The sequence below is a fragment of the Pseudomonas sp. DR48 genome, from assembly GCF_019823085.1.
GTDB lineage: Bacteria > Pseudomonadota > Gammaproteobacteria > Pseudomonadales > Pseudomonadaceae > Aquipseudomonas.
Map to the genome: position 1 here is coordinate 1605259 of NZ_CP081946.1, position 13490 is coordinate 1618748.

The 13490-nt window shown below is 60.9% G+C and carries 14 protein-coding genes and 1 other RNA gene; 8 read left to right on the forward strand and 7 right to left on the reverse strand.

Features of this window, described 5'->3' with window-relative positions; translation table 11 throughout:
- Positions 1 to 100: 100 nt before the first annotated feature.
- From K5K95_RS07390 to K5K95_RS07415, 6 genes are all read right to left on the reverse strand, one after another.
- A complete protein-coding gene (locus K5K95_RS07390; protein WP_222588928.1) occupies positions 101 to 1105 on the reverse strand; it encodes an extracellular solute-binding protein in 1005 nt (334 codons plus the stop codon).
- A 232-nt stretch (positions 1106 to 1337) separates the two neighbouring features.
- Positions 1338 to 2555: a 2-octaprenyl-3-methyl-6-methoxy-1,4-benzoquinol hydroxylase gene (locus K5K95_RS07395; protein WP_222590305.1), complete on the reverse strand. Its 1218-nt coding sequence runs from the start codon at positions 2553 to 2555 to the stop codon at positions 1338 to 1340.
- A gap of 9 nt (positions 2556 to 2564) precedes the next feature.
- Positions 2565 to 3050: a DUF4442 domain-containing protein gene (locus K5K95_RS07400; protein WP_208670957.1), complete on the reverse strand. Its 486-nt coding sequence runs from the start codon at positions 3048 to 3050 to the stop codon at positions 2565 to 2567.
- Positions 3043 to 4230 (reverse strand): 2-octaprenyl-6-methoxyphenyl hydroxylase, encoded by a 1188-nt coding sequence (ubiH, locus tag K5K95_RS07405; RefSeq protein WP_222588929.1) that lies wholly within the window; start codon positions 4228 to 4230, stop codon positions 3043 to 3045. The genes K5K95_RS07400 and ubiH overlap by 8 nt, the downstream gene beginning before the upstream one ends.
- Positions 4227 to 5561, reverse strand: coding sequence for a Xaa-Pro aminopeptidase (pepP, locus tag K5K95_RS07410; RefSeq protein WP_222588930.1), 1335 nt, complete (start codon positions 5559 to 5561; stop codon positions 4227 to 4229). The genes ubiH and pepP overlap by 4 nt, the downstream gene beginning before the upstream one ends.
- Before the next feature lie 27 nt (positions 5562 to 5588).
- Positions 5589 to 6149 (reverse strand): YecA family protein, encoded by a 561-nt coding sequence (locus K5K95_RS07415; protein WP_222588931.1) that lies wholly within the window; start codon positions 6147 to 6149, stop codon positions 5589 to 5591.
- A 126-nt stretch (positions 6150 to 6275) separates the two neighbouring features.
- Here K5K95_RS07415 and K5K95_RS07420 point away from each other — a divergent pair, with 126 nt between their 5' ends.
- From K5K95_RS07420 to K5K95_RS07435, 4 genes are all read left to right on the forward strand, one after another.
- Positions 6276 to 6485, forward strand: coding sequence for a TIGR02449 family protein (locus K5K95_RS07420; RefSeq protein ID WP_003213954.1), 210 nt, complete (start codon positions 6276 to 6278; stop codon positions 6483 to 6485).
- Positions 6482 to 6799, forward strand: coding sequence for a cell division protein ZapA (locus K5K95_RS07425; RefSeq protein ID WP_007942435.1), 318 nt, complete (start codon positions 6482 to 6484; stop codon positions 6797 to 6799). The genes K5K95_RS07420 and K5K95_RS07425 overlap by 4 nt, the downstream gene beginning before the upstream one ends.
- A 30-nt stretch (positions 6800 to 6829) precedes the next feature.
- Positions 6830 to 7008, forward strand: a non-coding RNA gene (gene ssrS / locus K5K95_RS07430) — 6S RNA.
- Between the two features lie 86 nt (positions 7009 to 7094).
- A complete protein-coding gene (locus K5K95_RS07435) occupies positions 7095 to 7700 on the forward strand; it encodes a 5-formyltetrahydrofolate cyclo-ligase (RefSeq protein WP_208672222.1) in 606 nt (201 codons plus the stop codon).
- A 34-nt stretch (positions 7701 to 7734) separates the two neighbouring features.
- Here the strand turns inward: K5K95_RS07435 and K5K95_RS07440 are convergent, their stop codons facing one another.
- A complete protein-coding gene (locus K5K95_RS07440; protein ID WP_166655959.1) occupies positions 7735 to 7884 on the reverse strand; it encodes a hypothetical protein in 150 nt (49 codons plus the stop codon).
- Positions 7885 to 8079: 195 nt separating this feature from the next.
- Between K5K95_RS07440 and K5K95_RS07445 the strand changes: the two genes are divergently transcribed.
- The 4 genes from K5K95_RS07445 to K5K95_RS07460 all read left to right on the forward strand — a co-directional run bounded on the left by K5K95_RS07445 (position 8080) and on the right by K5K95_RS07460 (position 13462).
- Positions 8080 to 8529: an EVE domain-containing protein gene (locus K5K95_RS07445; RefSeq protein ID WP_222588932.1), complete on the forward strand. Its 450-nt coding sequence runs from the start codon at positions 8080 to 8082 to the stop codon at positions 8527 to 8529.
- A gap of 129 nt (positions 8530 to 8658) precedes the next feature.
- A complete protein-coding gene (locus K5K95_RS07450) occupies positions 8659 to 9624 on the forward strand; it encodes an HlyD family secretion protein (protein WP_222588933.1) in 966 nt (321 codons plus the stop codon).
- Positions 9621 to 12344: a ribosome-associated ATPase/putative transporter RbbA gene (gene rbbA / locus K5K95_RS07455; protein WP_222588934.1), complete on the forward strand. Its 2724-nt coding sequence runs from the start codon at positions 9621 to 9623 to the stop codon at positions 12342 to 12344. The genes K5K95_RS07450 and rbbA overlap by 4 nt, the downstream gene beginning before the upstream one ends.
- Positions 12344 to 13462 (forward strand): ABC transporter permease, encoded by a 1119-nt coding sequence (locus K5K95_RS07460; RefSeq protein WP_222588935.1) that lies wholly within the window; start codon positions 12344 to 12346, stop codon positions 13460 to 13462. The genes rbbA and K5K95_RS07460 overlap by 1 nt, the downstream gene beginning before the upstream one ends.
- Positions 13463 to 13490 lie beyond the last annotated feature (28 nt).

Sequence of the window (13490 nt, forward strand, 5' to 3'; positions counted from 1 at the left end):
CTGCGTGGGCACACATCTTGTGACGCTCTGCGTCACGCTTCGACGCGGAGCGTCGGGGGATGCATTCCCACGCAGAGCGTGGGAACGATCAGCAGTAGTGTCAGTTCCAGCCTGCGCGATCCATCATGCGAATCGCTTCGGCCTGGCGCTTGCCGGCAATTTCCACTGGCAGGGTATCGGCGACAAACTTGCCCCAGCTCGCGACTTCCGCGGAGGGCTGAACCTCAGGGTTGGCCGGGAATTCCTGGTTCACGTCAGCGAAGATCCGCTGCGCTTCAGGTGTGGTCATCCACTCCACCAAGGCTTTGGCGGCTTCTGGATGCGGTGCATGCTTGGTCAGGCCGATGCCTGACAGGTTGACGTGCACACCACGATCCCCCTGGTTCGGCCAGAACAGCTTCACCGCCAGGTCAGGTTTCTGCTTGTGCAGGCGGCCGTAGTAGTACGTGTTGACGATGCCGACGTCGCACTGGCCCGCGTTGATGGCTTCCAGTACCGCGATGTCGTCGGAGAAGACGTCGGTAGACAGGTTGTTGACCCAGCCTTTGAGGATCTTCTCGGTTTTGTCGGCACCGTGCACTTCGATCATGGTGGCGGTCAGGGACTGGTTGTAGACCTTCTTCGCCGTGCGCAGGCACAGGCGTCCTTCCCAGTTCTTGTCGGCCAGACCTTCATAGGTGGCGAGCTCGCCCGGCTTCACCCGATCAGTGGAATAAGCGATGGTCCGCGCGCGCAGGCTCAGGCCGGTCCAGGCATGGGCGGAAGAGCGGTATTGCAGCGGGATGTTGGCGTCGATCACCTTGGAGGTGAACGGTTGCAGGATGCCCATCTGCTCGGCCTGCCAGAGGTTACCGGCATCGACGGTGAGCAACAGGTCGGCGGTGGCGTTCTCGCCCTCGGCCTTGATGCGCTGCATCAGCGGCGCTTCCTTGTCGGTGATGAACTTCACCTGCACACCGGTTTTCGCGGTATAGGCATCGAAGACCGGTTTGATCAGCTCGTCGATACGCGAGGAGTAAACCACCACCTCGTCAGCGGCCTGTGTGGCAGTGCTGCCAATCAGGGTCAGGGCGAGTGCGGTCAGTAGACGCTTCGGTGCCAACATGGGAGCGATCTCACGATTGAAAAAATGAGGCCAAATGATAAGGACTCACATTTAGCTTCTCAATCGAACAGTTCGCGGAGGAGTTACCAGATGTTGCACCGCTGGAAATTGGCGGTGGAATGTTCCGGCCCCATCGCGAGCAGGCTCGCTCTCACAAGTGATCTTCAGTGTTCACAAAACCAATGTGGGAGCGAGCCTGCTCGCGATGGGACCATCAACCGCGATGAAGTGATCAGGCCTTGGCCAGTGCCGGCAGGTCCCCGATCAACCCCAACGCCTCGCGCACAAACAGTGCCTTGGCCTCGGGCATCTGATCGACCATCTTCAAGCCTGCGTTACGCAACCAGCGCACCGGCAACGGATCGGCCTGGAACAAGCGCTCGAAGCCTTCCATCGCCGCCATCAAGGCCAGGTTGTGCGGCATGCGCCGACGCTCATAGCGACTGAGTACTTTCACATCCGCCAACCGCTCGCCACGTTCTGCCGCCTGCAACAGCACTTCGGCCAGGACCGCGGCATCGAGGAAGCCCAGGTTGACGCCCTGCCCGGCCAGCGGATGGATGGTGTGGGCGGCGTCGCCGATCAATGCCAGGCCCTCGGCCACGTATCGCTTGGCATGACGCTGGCGCAGCGGCACGCACAGACGCGGATCGGCGCTTTGAACCGTGCCGAGCCGGCCTTCGAAGGCTCGCTCCAGCTCACGGCAGAACGCATCATCGCCCAGCGCCATCAAGCGCTCGGCTTCGCTCGGCGTGGTCGACCAGACGATCGAACACCAATCCTGTTGTCCGTCGCGGTCCAACGGTAGAAACGCCAGCGGACCGTTGTCCGTGAAGCGCTGCCACGCAGTCATTTGATGCGGTCTGGAGCTGCGCACGCTAGTGACAATCGCGTGATGCAGATAATCCCACTCGCGCGTTGCCACGCCGGTCAGGCGCCGCACGGCTGAGTTGGCGCCATCGGCCGCAATGACCAGCGGCGCACGCAAGGTGCGGCCATCAGCCAGGGTCAGCAGCCAGTCGTCGCCGGAACGACGCATCTGCTCAAGGCGGGCATTCGCCAGCATGCCCAGGTCGCAGTCGTGCAAACGATCGAGCAAGGCGTCCTGAACCACGCGATTTTCGACGATATGCCCGAGCACATCGGCATGCACGCTGGCGGCCGAGAAGTGGATTTGCCCGGTGCCGCTGCCATCCCAGACATGCATGTCGGTGTAAGGGCTGCTGCGCCGGCTGGCGATGCCGTCCCACACGCCGAGGCGTTCGAGAATCCGTTGGCTGGCGGCCGACAAGGCGCTCACCCGTGGCTCGAACGGCGCTTGCCCGTCGAAGGGTTTGACGCTCATCGGGCTGCCGTCGAGCAGCAGGACTTCCAGCCCGCTGTCCTGCAACGCCAGCGCCAAGGCGCTGCCGACCATTCCGGCCCCGACAATCAACAGATCTGCGCGCATTTCCATGCTTTAAGCCTGTCTCGCTTGCGGCTTGCGCCGCACGTAAAGGGTTTTTCCGACCCGTGCCACCAAGTGACCGGCGCCGTCATGAATATCGACCTGCAACTGCGGCAGGTATTTTTCGCCATTGGCCGTCTGCCGGCGGATCTCGTCGAGCAAGGTGTCGTCGATCGTGAAACGGGCGAACACCGGGCCTTTGCCCGGCGTGATGAAATCGATGTCGGCGGCCTTGTCCCAGACGATGTAGCGATGACCGAGGTTTTCCATCAGCATCAGCATGAAAAACGGGTCGACCATCGAATACAGGCTGCCGCCAAACTGGGTGCCGACGTAATTGCGGTTGTACCAGCTCAAGCCCATGGACACCTTGATGTCCCGAAAGTCATCACTGATGTGCTGAACCCGAACCCCGGCGCCCAAGTAAGGCGGGTAAAAGGTCATGAACCAGCGCATCAACCGCGCTTTGCCGAACGTGTCGGTCAGCCACTTAAGCATCGGGACGCGTACCCAGCCCCATGGCTTGCCGGGCGAACCAGCGCTTGGCCGGAGGCAGCAGATCGAGGCCGAGCAAGCCGATATTCCGGCCCAGTGAAACCAGCGGCTGGGTGCTGCCAAACAATCGGGTGACCTGATCGGAGAAACCCACGGTGAGGTTCTGATCCAGGCGCTGGCGCTCGCGGTAAGCCTGCAAGGTCGCAAAGTCGCCGGGCCCTTTCTCGCTGGCCAACAAGGCATCGGCCAACGCCTGCGCATCACGCAAGGACAGGTTGAAGCCCTGGCCGGCAATCGGGTGCAGGCTGTGGGCGGCGTTGCCAAGGATTGCCAGGTGCGGGCGCACCTGCTCTTCGGCCTCGATCAATGTCAGCGGGTAAAGATGCCGCGCGCCCACCTGTTTCAGGGTACCGAGGCGATAACCGAACACGCCCTGCAATTCACTGAGAAAGCTGCGCTCATCGAGCGCCGCCAACCGTTGCGCGTCCATCCCCAGGCGGGTCCAGACCAGGGCGCAGCGGTTTTCCGGCAGCGGCAGCAACGCCATCGGACCGTCGTCGGTAAAGCGCTCGAATGCCATGCCGTTGTGGGCTTCACTCGGGGTGATGTTGGCGATCAGGGCGCTCTGGTTGTACGGGCGCTTCCTGATGCCGATCCCCAGCTGCTCACGCAGGCCGGAACGGCCGCCATCGGCCAGCACCGCAAGGTCGCATTCGAGGATGGTTTCGTCGTCGAGGGTCAGGCGATAGCCGTCGGTCAACGGCTCCATGCGTGTCACTTCTGCCGGGCAACGCCAAGTGACCACGTCCTTGTCCAGGCCTTGCCAGAGGCATTGGCCCAGCCAGGCGTTTTCCACTACATAACCCAGCGCCGGAACGCCTTCTTCCATCGCGGACAAGCGCGCGGTGGAAAAACGCCCACGGTCGGAGACATGAATCTGCTTGATCGGCTCGGCGCGACGGGAGATTTCCTGCCACACGCCCAACCGTTGATAAATCTGCTTGGCACCGTAGGACAACGCCGAAGAACGGGCGTCATAGCTCGGCTGATAAGTGTGGCCGGGAGCAAACGGCTCGATCAGTACGATCTTCCAGCCGCGCGCCTTGGCCCCGGCCTGCAGGGCCAACGCCAGACTGGCGCCCACCAGGCCACCACCGATAATCGCCAGATTGACTCGACTCATGCCGCGTGTGTCCGTGCAGCAGCCATCAAGGCCTCGATCTCGGCGACAGTTTTTGGCACGCCGTTGGTCAGGATCTCACAACCGGTTTTGGTCACTACCACGTCATCCTCGATGCGCACGCCGATGCCGCGCCATTTCTTCGCTACGTTCTGGTTGTCAGGGGAGATGTAGATCCCCGGTTCAACGGTCAGCGCCATGCCGACTTCCAGCACGCGCCATTCGCCGCCGACCTTGTAATCGCCGACGTCATGCACATCCATGCCCAGCCAGTGGCCGGCGCGGTGCATATAAAAGGCTTTATAGGCTTCGCTGGCGATCAGCTCGTCGACGTCGCCTTGCAACAGGCCCAACTTCACCAGTCCCGCGGTAATCACCCGGACCGTGGCTTCGTGCGCCTGATTCCAGTGTTTGTTCGGGGCGATCTCGGCGAATGCGGCTTCCTGGGACGCCAGCACCAACTCGTAGATCGCCTTTTGCTCAGGTGAATACTTGCCATTGACCGGCCAGGTGCGGGTGATGTCGCTGGCATAGCAGTCGATCTCGCAACCGGCATCGATCAGCACCAGATCGCCATCCTTGAGCACCGCGTCATTCTCCTGGTAATGCAGGATGCAGCTGTTGCGCCCCGACGCGACGATCGAACCGTACGCCGGCATCTTCGCCCCGCCCTTGCGGAACTCGTAATCGAGTTCCGCTTCGAGGCTGAACTCGTGCAGCCCGGCCCGGCTGGCCTGCATGGCGCGGATGTGCGCCTGGGCCGATATCCGCGCGGCTTCGCGCATTACCTTCACTTCTGCCGCCGATTTATACAGGCGCATGTCGTGAAGCAGATGATCCAGGGCAACGAATTCGTTCGGTGGCTGCGCGCCGAGGTGCGCCTTGGAGCGGATCACGTTGATCCAGTCCATCAGGTGACGGTCGAATTCCGGGTTGCTGCCCATGGCCGAATAGACTCTGTCACGGCCTTCGATAAGGCCCGGCAGGATGTCGTCGATGTCGGTGATCGGGAACGCGTCGTCAGCGCCGAAATCGCGGATCGCGCCTTCCTGGCCGGCACGCAGACCATCCCACAATTCGCGCTCGGCGTTGCGCTCACGGCAGAACAGCACGTATTCGCCGTGCTCTCGGCCCGGCATCAGGACGATGACGGCTTGAGGCTCGGGGAAACCGCTGAGGTACTGGAAGTCGCTGTCCTGGCGATAGACATGCTCGACGTCGCGGTTGCGGATAGCCACCGCGGCGGCGGGCAGGATGGCAATGCTGTTGGGTTCCATCTGCGCCATCAAGGCCTTGCGGCGACGGCTGTATTCCGATTTCGGGATATGAATCATGGGCAGATGGCTTTCCCTGGCAAACGATTAATGCAGCGACGGTTTGGCCGCGGCCGGCGCATCTGCTTTTTTGGTTTCGGAGAACAGCAGCAATGGCGCGACCCGCAGGTATTCCATCACTTCCATGTAGTCGGTTTCACCGTCTTCGGACTCTTCCAGGGCATCTTGCACCTGGGAAATCGCCGCCAGGTCCTGCAACACTTCGGTGGCCTCGGTGCTCAGCATGCTGCTGTCACGGCAGTTCAGGCCGAAACCGCTGAGGAAACCCTGGCACCATTGGCCCAGTGCCACGGCACGGTCAGCCAGCGGTTCGTCATCGGTCGGCAGCAACAGAACGACGGTCACGTCGTCGCCGGTGAGCTCGCCCTTGACCATCTCCTGCAAGCCGATCAGGGCGTTGCGGACATTGTCCTGTGGCTCGTTTTCGAGCAGTTCGGCAGCATCGACCAGCCAGCCTTCGGCGTCGAAACCTGCACCGGCGCAACTGCGGCCGAGCAACAGGCCGTGCAGTTCGGCAGGCGAGACGTTATGACCGCTGGAAGTCAGCAGGGTGGCGAAGGCTTGGTACGGGGAATTCTGAATGGGCATGGTAGCTAGGCGCCAGACGGCGCTATGTCTAGAATGAAGGCCTTGTATCCTACATCGACAGACTCGCCAAGACTATTAAAGGCTGTCCGCCATCTACCATCCATCAGACCGAATTCAGTGGACACAATGGAAGACACCGACCTGCAAGCGCTGATGGCAAGACTCGAACTGCTAATTAATCGGGTCGAGCAACTAAAGAGTCAAAACGGACTCCTATTAGCTCAGGAAAAAACCTGGCGCGAGGAACGCGCTCACCTCATTGAAAAGAACGAAATCGCCCGGCGTAAGGTCGAATCAATGATTTCGCGCCTCAAGGCCCTGGAGCAAGACTCATGAGTTCAAGCAATAGCGTTACCGTGCAGATCCTCGATAAAGAATATTCGATCATCTGCCCGCAAGAGGAGCGCAGCAACCTGGTGAGCGCCGCCCGTTACCTGGACGGCAAGATGCGCGAAATCCGCAGCAGCGGCAAAGTCATCGGCGCCGATCGTATTGCCGTGATGGCCGCACTGAACATCACCCACGATCTTCTGCACAAGGAAGAACGCCCGGATGTGCAGGCCAGCGGCTCGACCCGCGAGCAGGTTCGCGACCTGCTCGATCGCGTCGATCTGGTGCTCGCCACTGATCCGGATGTCACCAAGGGCTGATTCGGCGGACAGCTTGGGTTATACTCGCATCACTCCCTGGGGTGCTTGCCAGTTGACCACGTCCCTGAGCCGATTCGCACTACCCTGGAAGTTGCACGTTGGGCTGGTGTGCATGTCCGCTAGACGGAAAGCCTTAAAGCCTACTGCATCTTCCACCTTGAACTTTCGGGTTCAAGGGCTAAGTCAGCAGCGGTTCATCCGGGGAGCCTGATTTGTGTCCGATGCCGGTTTAATTACCGGCATCGGCTTTTTTACGGGTACGCTTTATGTACTCGTCCTGCCGAAGCCTGAATCCATGAACGAACCTGCGCTGCTACCCCGCCCGCAACTTCGACGCATGCTGCGCAAGGCCCGCCGCGCACTGACGCCCAGTCAGCAGCGCCAGGCAGCTCGCGGGTTGTACAAGCAATTGGCCCAGCAGCCATTGTTTCGCCGCGCAAAACACATCTCCCTGTACCTGCCCACCGACGGTGAAATCGATCCGCGCCTGTTGCTGCGCGCCGCGCAACGCCGGGGCAAGGCGACGTATCTGCCGGTGCTCAGTGCCTGGCCGCGGACCAAAATGGTTTTCCAGCGAATCCGTCCCGGCGAGACACTCAAACCCAACCGTTTTCGCATTCTCGAACCCCGGGCCAATATCGCCCGGCAACGCAAGGTATGGGCGCTAGACCTGGTGTTGCTGCCATTGGTAGGGTTTGACGATGTCGGCGGACGCCTCGGCATGGGCGGTGGTTTCTATGATCGAAGCCTGGCCTATATGGCGCGCCGCCAAACCTGGCGCAAGCCAACGCTGCTGGGACTGGCCCATGAATGTCAGAAAGTCGAACGTTTGGCTCAAGCGAGCTGGGATGTGCCGTTACAAGGAACGGTGACAGACAGGGCGTGGTATTTCGCAGGCTAGACGCCACTGGTATCAGCGGCGTCCGAAGACGGGTTCAGCGTTTGAAAGCCGAGGGTTGTTGCTGGGCGATTTCGATTGGCGCGTCGGTCTTGTTGCTCCACAAGCTTTGGGCATAGCCAGTGGTTACGACGCCGAGGCCGAACAAAATAACCAAAATCCATAGTAAATCCGGTTTGCGTTTCATCGATTGCCCCCCAAAGGCACATCAACACGATGACAGCAGCGGTTTCCGTTGTAGGCCGTGCAGCAGCGTCAAGCTTAGAAGGCCGGCATTTTGCGACAACGTGAACTGACACGCAAACGCTGGCGTCAACCGACCGTCGGTTTGTCATAAAATCGCCCGACAACTTGCCCAACCACCTCGCAAGGAGCAAAAACGATGGCCTACTGGCTGATGAAATCCGAGCCCGACGAGCTCTCGATCAAAGACCTCGAGAAGCTGGGTCGAGCGCGCTGGGACGGGGTTCGCAACTATCAGGCGCGCAACTTTTTGCGTGCGATGGCGGTGGGCGACGAGTTTTTCTTCTATCACTCCAGCTGCCCCGAGCCCGGGATTGCCGGAATCGGCAAGATTGTCGAAGCCGCGTACCCGGACCCGACGGCACTGGAGCCTGAAAGCCATTACTACGACCCGAAGGCCAACGCAGAAAAAAACGCCTGGAGCGCCATTGATGTCGCGCATGTCGAGACGTTTGCCAAGGTGTTGAAGCTCGATTATCTGAAGCAGCAGACGGCGTTGGAGCAGATGCCGCTGGTGCAGAAAGGCTCGAGATTGTCGGTCATGCCGGTGACCCCCGAGCAGTGGGCGGCCGTTCTCGATCTACGCTAAAAAATCAAAACCACTTCGCCATCACTTTTTCGCGCGGAACCGGGTTAGCCTGTGTCCCAGTTGACTGGCATCAACTCGCCCCGGCGTTTGCTCTGCCAGACTAGGACGCAATAGCCGCAGGATGCCAGCATGTCGACTCACAGCCGCTCTTCGATACTTTTCGCCAGCGCCTTGCTGGTTTTACTGCTGGCCGCCGGGGGCTTTGGTTACTGGAAGTCGATGCATGACCGGTTGCCCGAAGGCTTGTACGTCGGCAACGGCCGGCTCGAGGCCACTGAAGTGCAGATCGCCAGCAAAACACCTGGCCGACTGGCCGAAGTGCTGGTCAATGAAGGCGACAAGGTCAGCAAAGGCCAACTGCTGGCCCGGATGGACACGCGTACCCTCGAAGCCCAGCGCGAACAGGCGCAAGCCGAGGTGTTGCGTGCGCGGGAAAACCTTTCCGCTGCCCAGGCCAACGTGCAACTGCGCCAGAGCGAACAACTGCTCGCGCAACAGGAACTCAAACGGTCTCAGGAACTGTTCAAACACGGTTTCGTGAGCGGCCAGATCATTGATCAGCAGCAAGCCCGCCTGGACACCGGCGGTGCTGCGGTCGCAGCGGCCCGAGCACAAGTCTCGGCAGTCGGCGCAGCGATCGGCGCGGCGCAGGCCCAGGTCGCCATGTTGACCAGCGAAATCGATGACAGCAGCCTGCGCGCGCCCATCGACGGAGTGATCCAGTTGCGCATGGCCGAACCCGGCGAAGTGCTCGGCGCTGGCGGACGAGTGCTGTTACTGATCGACCCCAGCGACCAATACATGAACCTTTACCTCTCGGCCTCCATCACCGGACGCCTGGCAGTCGGCGAAGAAGCGCGGATCCTCCTCGACGCCCTGCCCGACCATCCATTGCCGGCAAAAATCAGCTTCGTCGCGGCCAAGTCGCAATTCACCCCCAAGGAAGTCGAGACGCGCGACGAGCGGCAAAAACTGGTGTTCCGCGTCAAGTTGCGCCTGACCGACCCGAGCGCCCTGCCTCAGGCTAAACCGGGCATGCCGGGCGCCGGTTACGTGCGCACGGCGCCGATCAACTGGCCGGCCAACCTGCAATGACCGTCCTGGCGCTGCAAGCGACCGGCATCAACCACCGTTACGGCAAGCAGCACGCACTCAGTGACATCCTGTTCAGCCTGCCGGCAGGCACCCGCTGCGGGTTGATCGGCCCCGATGGTGCCGGCAAGTCGAGCTTGCTGGGACTGATCGCAGGCGTGAAAACCCTGCAGGACGGTCAACTGGAAGTACTGGGCGGCTCGATCCAGGATCGCCGCCACCGCACGAGTCTCTATCCCCGAATCGCCTTCATGCCCCAAGGCCTGGGCGGCAACCTATACCCTGATTTGTCGATCAGCGAGAACATCCACTTTTTCGCCACCCTGTTCGGCCTGTCGAAAGCCGAATTCGATGAGCGCATGCACAGCCTGTTGCTGGCCACCGACCTGCTGCGGTTCGCCGACCGCCCGGCGGGCAAACTCTCGGGTGGCATGAAACAGAAACTCGGGCTGTGTTGTGCGTTGATCCATGAACCGGACCTGCTGATCCTCGATGAACCAACGACCGGCGTAGACCCGTTATCCCGCCGACGTTTCTGGGAGTTGGTCGACGACGTTCGCCGCCAACGCCCGCAACTGACGTTGCTGGTCGCCACCGCCTATATGGAAGAAGCCGAGCAATTCGAACACTGCCTGATGCTCGACGGCGGCAAACTGATTGCCACGGGACTGACCAGCGAATTGGCTGCCGCGACGCCCAGCGGCAAACTCGACGAAGCGTTCACCCACTTTCAGGGCGCCAGCGGCCACGACAACCTGCCGCTGGTGATACCACCCAGAACCACCGCCAGCACGGACATCGCCATCGAGGCCCACGGCCTGACCTTGCGCTTCGGCGATTTTACTGCGGTGGATAACGTCAGCTTCGCCATCGGTCGCAGTGAGATTTTCGGCTTTCTCGGCTCCAACGGCTGCGGCAAGACCACCACCATGAAAGTCCTCACCGGATTGATGCCCGCCACTGAAGGCAGCGCCACCCTGCTGGGCAATCCGGTAAACGCCAAGGACCTGGCCACCCGCAAACGGGTCGGTTTCATGTCCCAGAGTTTCTCGCTGTATGGCGAACTCAGCGTGCGACAGAACCTGGACTTGCATGCGCGACTGTTCGATTTGCCCAAGGTCGACAGCGCCCGTCGTATCGACGAACTTATCCAACGCTTCAATCTGGACAACGTCGCCGATCAGCCGTCCGGCGCCCTGCCCTTGGGTTTGCGGCAGCGACTGTCGCTGGCCTTGGCGGTGTTGCATCGCCCGGAAGTGCTGATCCTCGACGAACCCACCTCCGGCGTGGATCCGTCCGCGCGAGACGACTTTTGGCGTTTGTTGATCGAACTGTCCCGCGAGCAAGGCGTGACCATTTTTCTCTCCACGCATTTCATGAATGAAGCCCAACGCTGCGACCGCATCTCGTTCATGCACGCCGGCAAGGTGCTGGCCTGTGACACCCCGGCGGCCTTGCAACAACAGTTCAAGGGCGAAACGCTGGAAGCAGCTTTTGTCACTTGCCTGGAACAGGCCCAAGGCTCCAGCGAAACACCGACGCCTGCAGCGCCTTCAGAAGTAGCCGTCGCACCGCCCCCTCCGATGAAGCAACGTGGTTTCAGTTTCGCACGGCTGGTGGCAGTGGCCAGCCGCGAAGCCAAGGAGTTGCTGCGCGATAAAGTGCGGATGGCGTTCGCCTTGCTCGGGGCGATCTTCATGATGGTGATCTTCGGCTACGGGATTTCCCTGGACGTGGAAAAACTCGCGTTCGCCGTGTTCGATCAGGACCAGACGCCGCAAAGCCGCACCTATCTGGAAGCGTTCCGCAGCTCGCGATACTTCGCCGAACAAGCGCCGATTCGTGACACGAAAGAGCTGCATCGACGCCTTCAACGCTCGGAAATCAAATTGGCGCTGGAAGTGCCGCCAGGTTTCGGCCGGGATTTGTACGCCGGACGTCAACCGGCCGTGGCAGCCTGGCTCGATGGCGGCATGCCGTTTCGGGCGGAGACCAGCCGCAATTACGTGGAGGCGGTGCATCAGGCCAACATTGAACAGCTGGCCGAACAGAGTAGCCCCGCGCTGAATCGACAAGCCGCGGCCACACTGCAAACCCGATTCCGCTACAACCAGGATGTGGTCAGCGTCAACGCCATTGGCCCCGGGGTGATGGCGCTGATTCTCGCCTTCATTCCGGCCATGCTCACGGCATTGGGGATCGTGCGGGAAAAAGAGCTGGGGTCGATCACCAACTTCTACGCCACACCGCTGACACGTCTGGAATTCCTGCTCGGTAAACAAGCGCCCTACCTGGCGGTCAGCCTGATCAACCTGGCGGTGCTGACGGCCATGAACCGCTGGTTGTTCGGCGTACCGTTCAAGGGCAGCGGCCTGACCCTGGCCTTCGGCGGGCTGCTGTATGTGCTGGCAACGACCAGCATGGGCCTGTTGATCTCGGCATTCACTCGCACCCAGATCGCCGCCATCCTCGGCACGATGATCATCACCAGCCTGCCGACTATCCAGTTTTCCGGGCTGATCGTGCCGCGCTCTTCCCTGGAAGGCGCCGCTGCAGTCATGGGAATGCTATTTCCGGCCGGTTACTTTCTCGATATCGCCGTCGGCACCTTCACCAAAGCGCTCGACCTGCGACAGTTATGGCCCCAATGCCTGGCGCTTTTCGGGTTCTTTCTCGCCTTTACCGGGCTGAGCCTGGTGATGCTGAAAAAGCAGGAGGCCTGATGCACAAGCTTGCGCATATTTTTCGGCTGGGCCTCAAGGAGCTGACCAGCCTGCGGCACGACAGCGTGTTGCTGGTGTTCCTGTTCTACGCCTTTACCGTGGCGATCTATATGCCGGCCGCCGGCTCGGTGATTGGCGTGCACAACGCCAGCGTCGCGATGGTGGACGAAGATCACAGCCACCTGTCACGCCAACTGGCGCAAGCCCTGCAACCGCCGGAGTTCCAGCGACCGGTGCTGTTGCCTTACGGGCAACTCGATCAGGTCATGGACAGCGGGAAATACACCTTCGTTATCAATGTGCCGGTGAATTTCCAGGCGGATCTGTTAGCCGGTCGCCAACCGGCGGTGCAAGTGAACGTGGATGCCACGGCCATGAGCCAGGCGTTCATGGGCGCGGGTTACATCGGGCGGATCTTCCAGCGCGAACTGCTCAATTACGGCGGGCAAAACGATCCGGCCAATCAGGCACCGGTCCTGCTGACCACCCGCTCGCTGTTCAATACCAATCTGGAAGGTGGCTGGTTCCTGGCGGTGATACAGATCGTCAACAACATCACCATTCTGGCCATAATCCTGACCGGCACGGCACTGCTGCGCGAGCGTGAACATGGCACCCTCGATCACTTGCTGGTGCTGCCGTTGACCGCGCTGGAGATCATGCTGGCGAAAATCTGGAGCAACATGCTGGTGGTGGTGGTGTGCACCTGGATTTCGCTGGAAGTGATCGTCAAAGGCGCACTGGGCGTGCCCTTGGCGGGCTCCATGAGTCTGTTTTTGATGGTCACCGCGGTTTATCTGTTCGCCAGTACGGCGCTGGGGATTTTCCTCGCGACCCTGGCCCGCTCGACACCGCAATTTGGCCTGTTGGCCATTCCGGTGATCATTCCGATGTTGTTGCTGTCCGGTGGCAGCACGCCGCTGGACAGCATGCCGCAATGGCTGCAATGGGTGATGCAGGGTTCGCCATCGACGCATTTTGTCAGCCTTGGCGCCGCCATTCTGTTTCGCGACGCAGGGCTGAGCGTGGTCTGGCCGGATCTGTTGGCATTGGCCGTCATCGGGCTGCTGTTCTTTGCGATTGCGTTGATGCGGTTTCGCAAGAGTCTGGCGTCTTGAATGGCGGCGGTTTTGGGGTTGGGGTTGG

Bases quoted from the DNA above. Each gene is read 5' to 3' on its own strand.
- K5K95_RS07390 (WP_222588928.1), bottom strand. From the start codon at position 1,105: ATGTTGGCACCGAAGCGTCTACTGACCGCACTCGCCCTGACCCTGATT.
- K5K95_RS07395 (WP_222590305.1), bottom strand. From the start codon at position 2,555: ATGCGCGCAGATCTGTTGATTGTCGGGGCCGGAATGGTCGGCAGCGCC.
- K5K95_RS07400 (WP_208670957.1), bottom strand. From the start codon at position 3,050: ATGCTTAAGTGGCTGACCGACACGTTCGGCAAAGCGCGGTTGATGCGC.
- ubiH (WP_222588929.1), bottom strand. From the start codon at position 4,230: ATGAGTCGAGTCAATCTGGCGATTATCGGTGGTGGCCTGGTGGGCGCC.
- pepP (WP_222588930.1), bottom strand. From the start codon at position 5,561: ATGATTCATATCCCGAAATCGGAATACAGCCGTCGCCGCAAGGCCTTG.
- K5K95_RS07415 (WP_222588931.1), bottom strand. From the start codon at position 6,149: ATGCCCATTCAGAATTCCCCGTACCAAGCCTTCGCCACCCTGCTGACT.
- K5K95_RS07420 (WP_003213954.1), top strand. From the start codon at position 6,276: ATGGAAGACACCGACCTGCAAGCGCTGATGGCAAGACTCGAACTGCTA.
- K5K95_RS07425 (WP_007942435.1), top strand. From the start codon at position 6,482: ATGAGTTCAAGCAATAGCGTTACCGTGCAGATCCTCGATAAAGAATAT.
- K5K95_RS07435 (WP_208672222.1), top strand. From the start codon at position 7,095: ATGAACGAACCTGCGCTGCTACCCCGCCCGCAACTTCGACGCATGCTG.
- K5K95_RS07440 (WP_166655959.1), bottom strand. From the start codon at position 7,884: ATGAAACGCAAACCGGATTTACTATGGATTTTGGTTATTTTGTTCGGC.
- K5K95_RS07445 (WP_222588932.1), top strand. From the start codon at position 8,080: ATGGCCTACTGGCTGATGAAATCCGAGCCCGACGAGCTCTCGATCAAA.
- K5K95_RS07450 (WP_222588933.1), top strand. From the start codon at position 8,659: ATGTCGACTCACAGCCGCTCTTCGATACTTTTCGCCAGCGCCTTGCTG.
- rbbA (WP_222588934.1), top strand. From the start codon at position 9,621: ATGACCGTCCTGGCGCTGCAAGCGACCGGCATCAACCACCGTTACGGC.
- K5K95_RS07460 (WP_222588935.1), top strand. From the start codon at position 12,344: ATGCACAAGCTTGCGCATATTTTTCGGCTGGGCCTCAAGGAGCTGACC.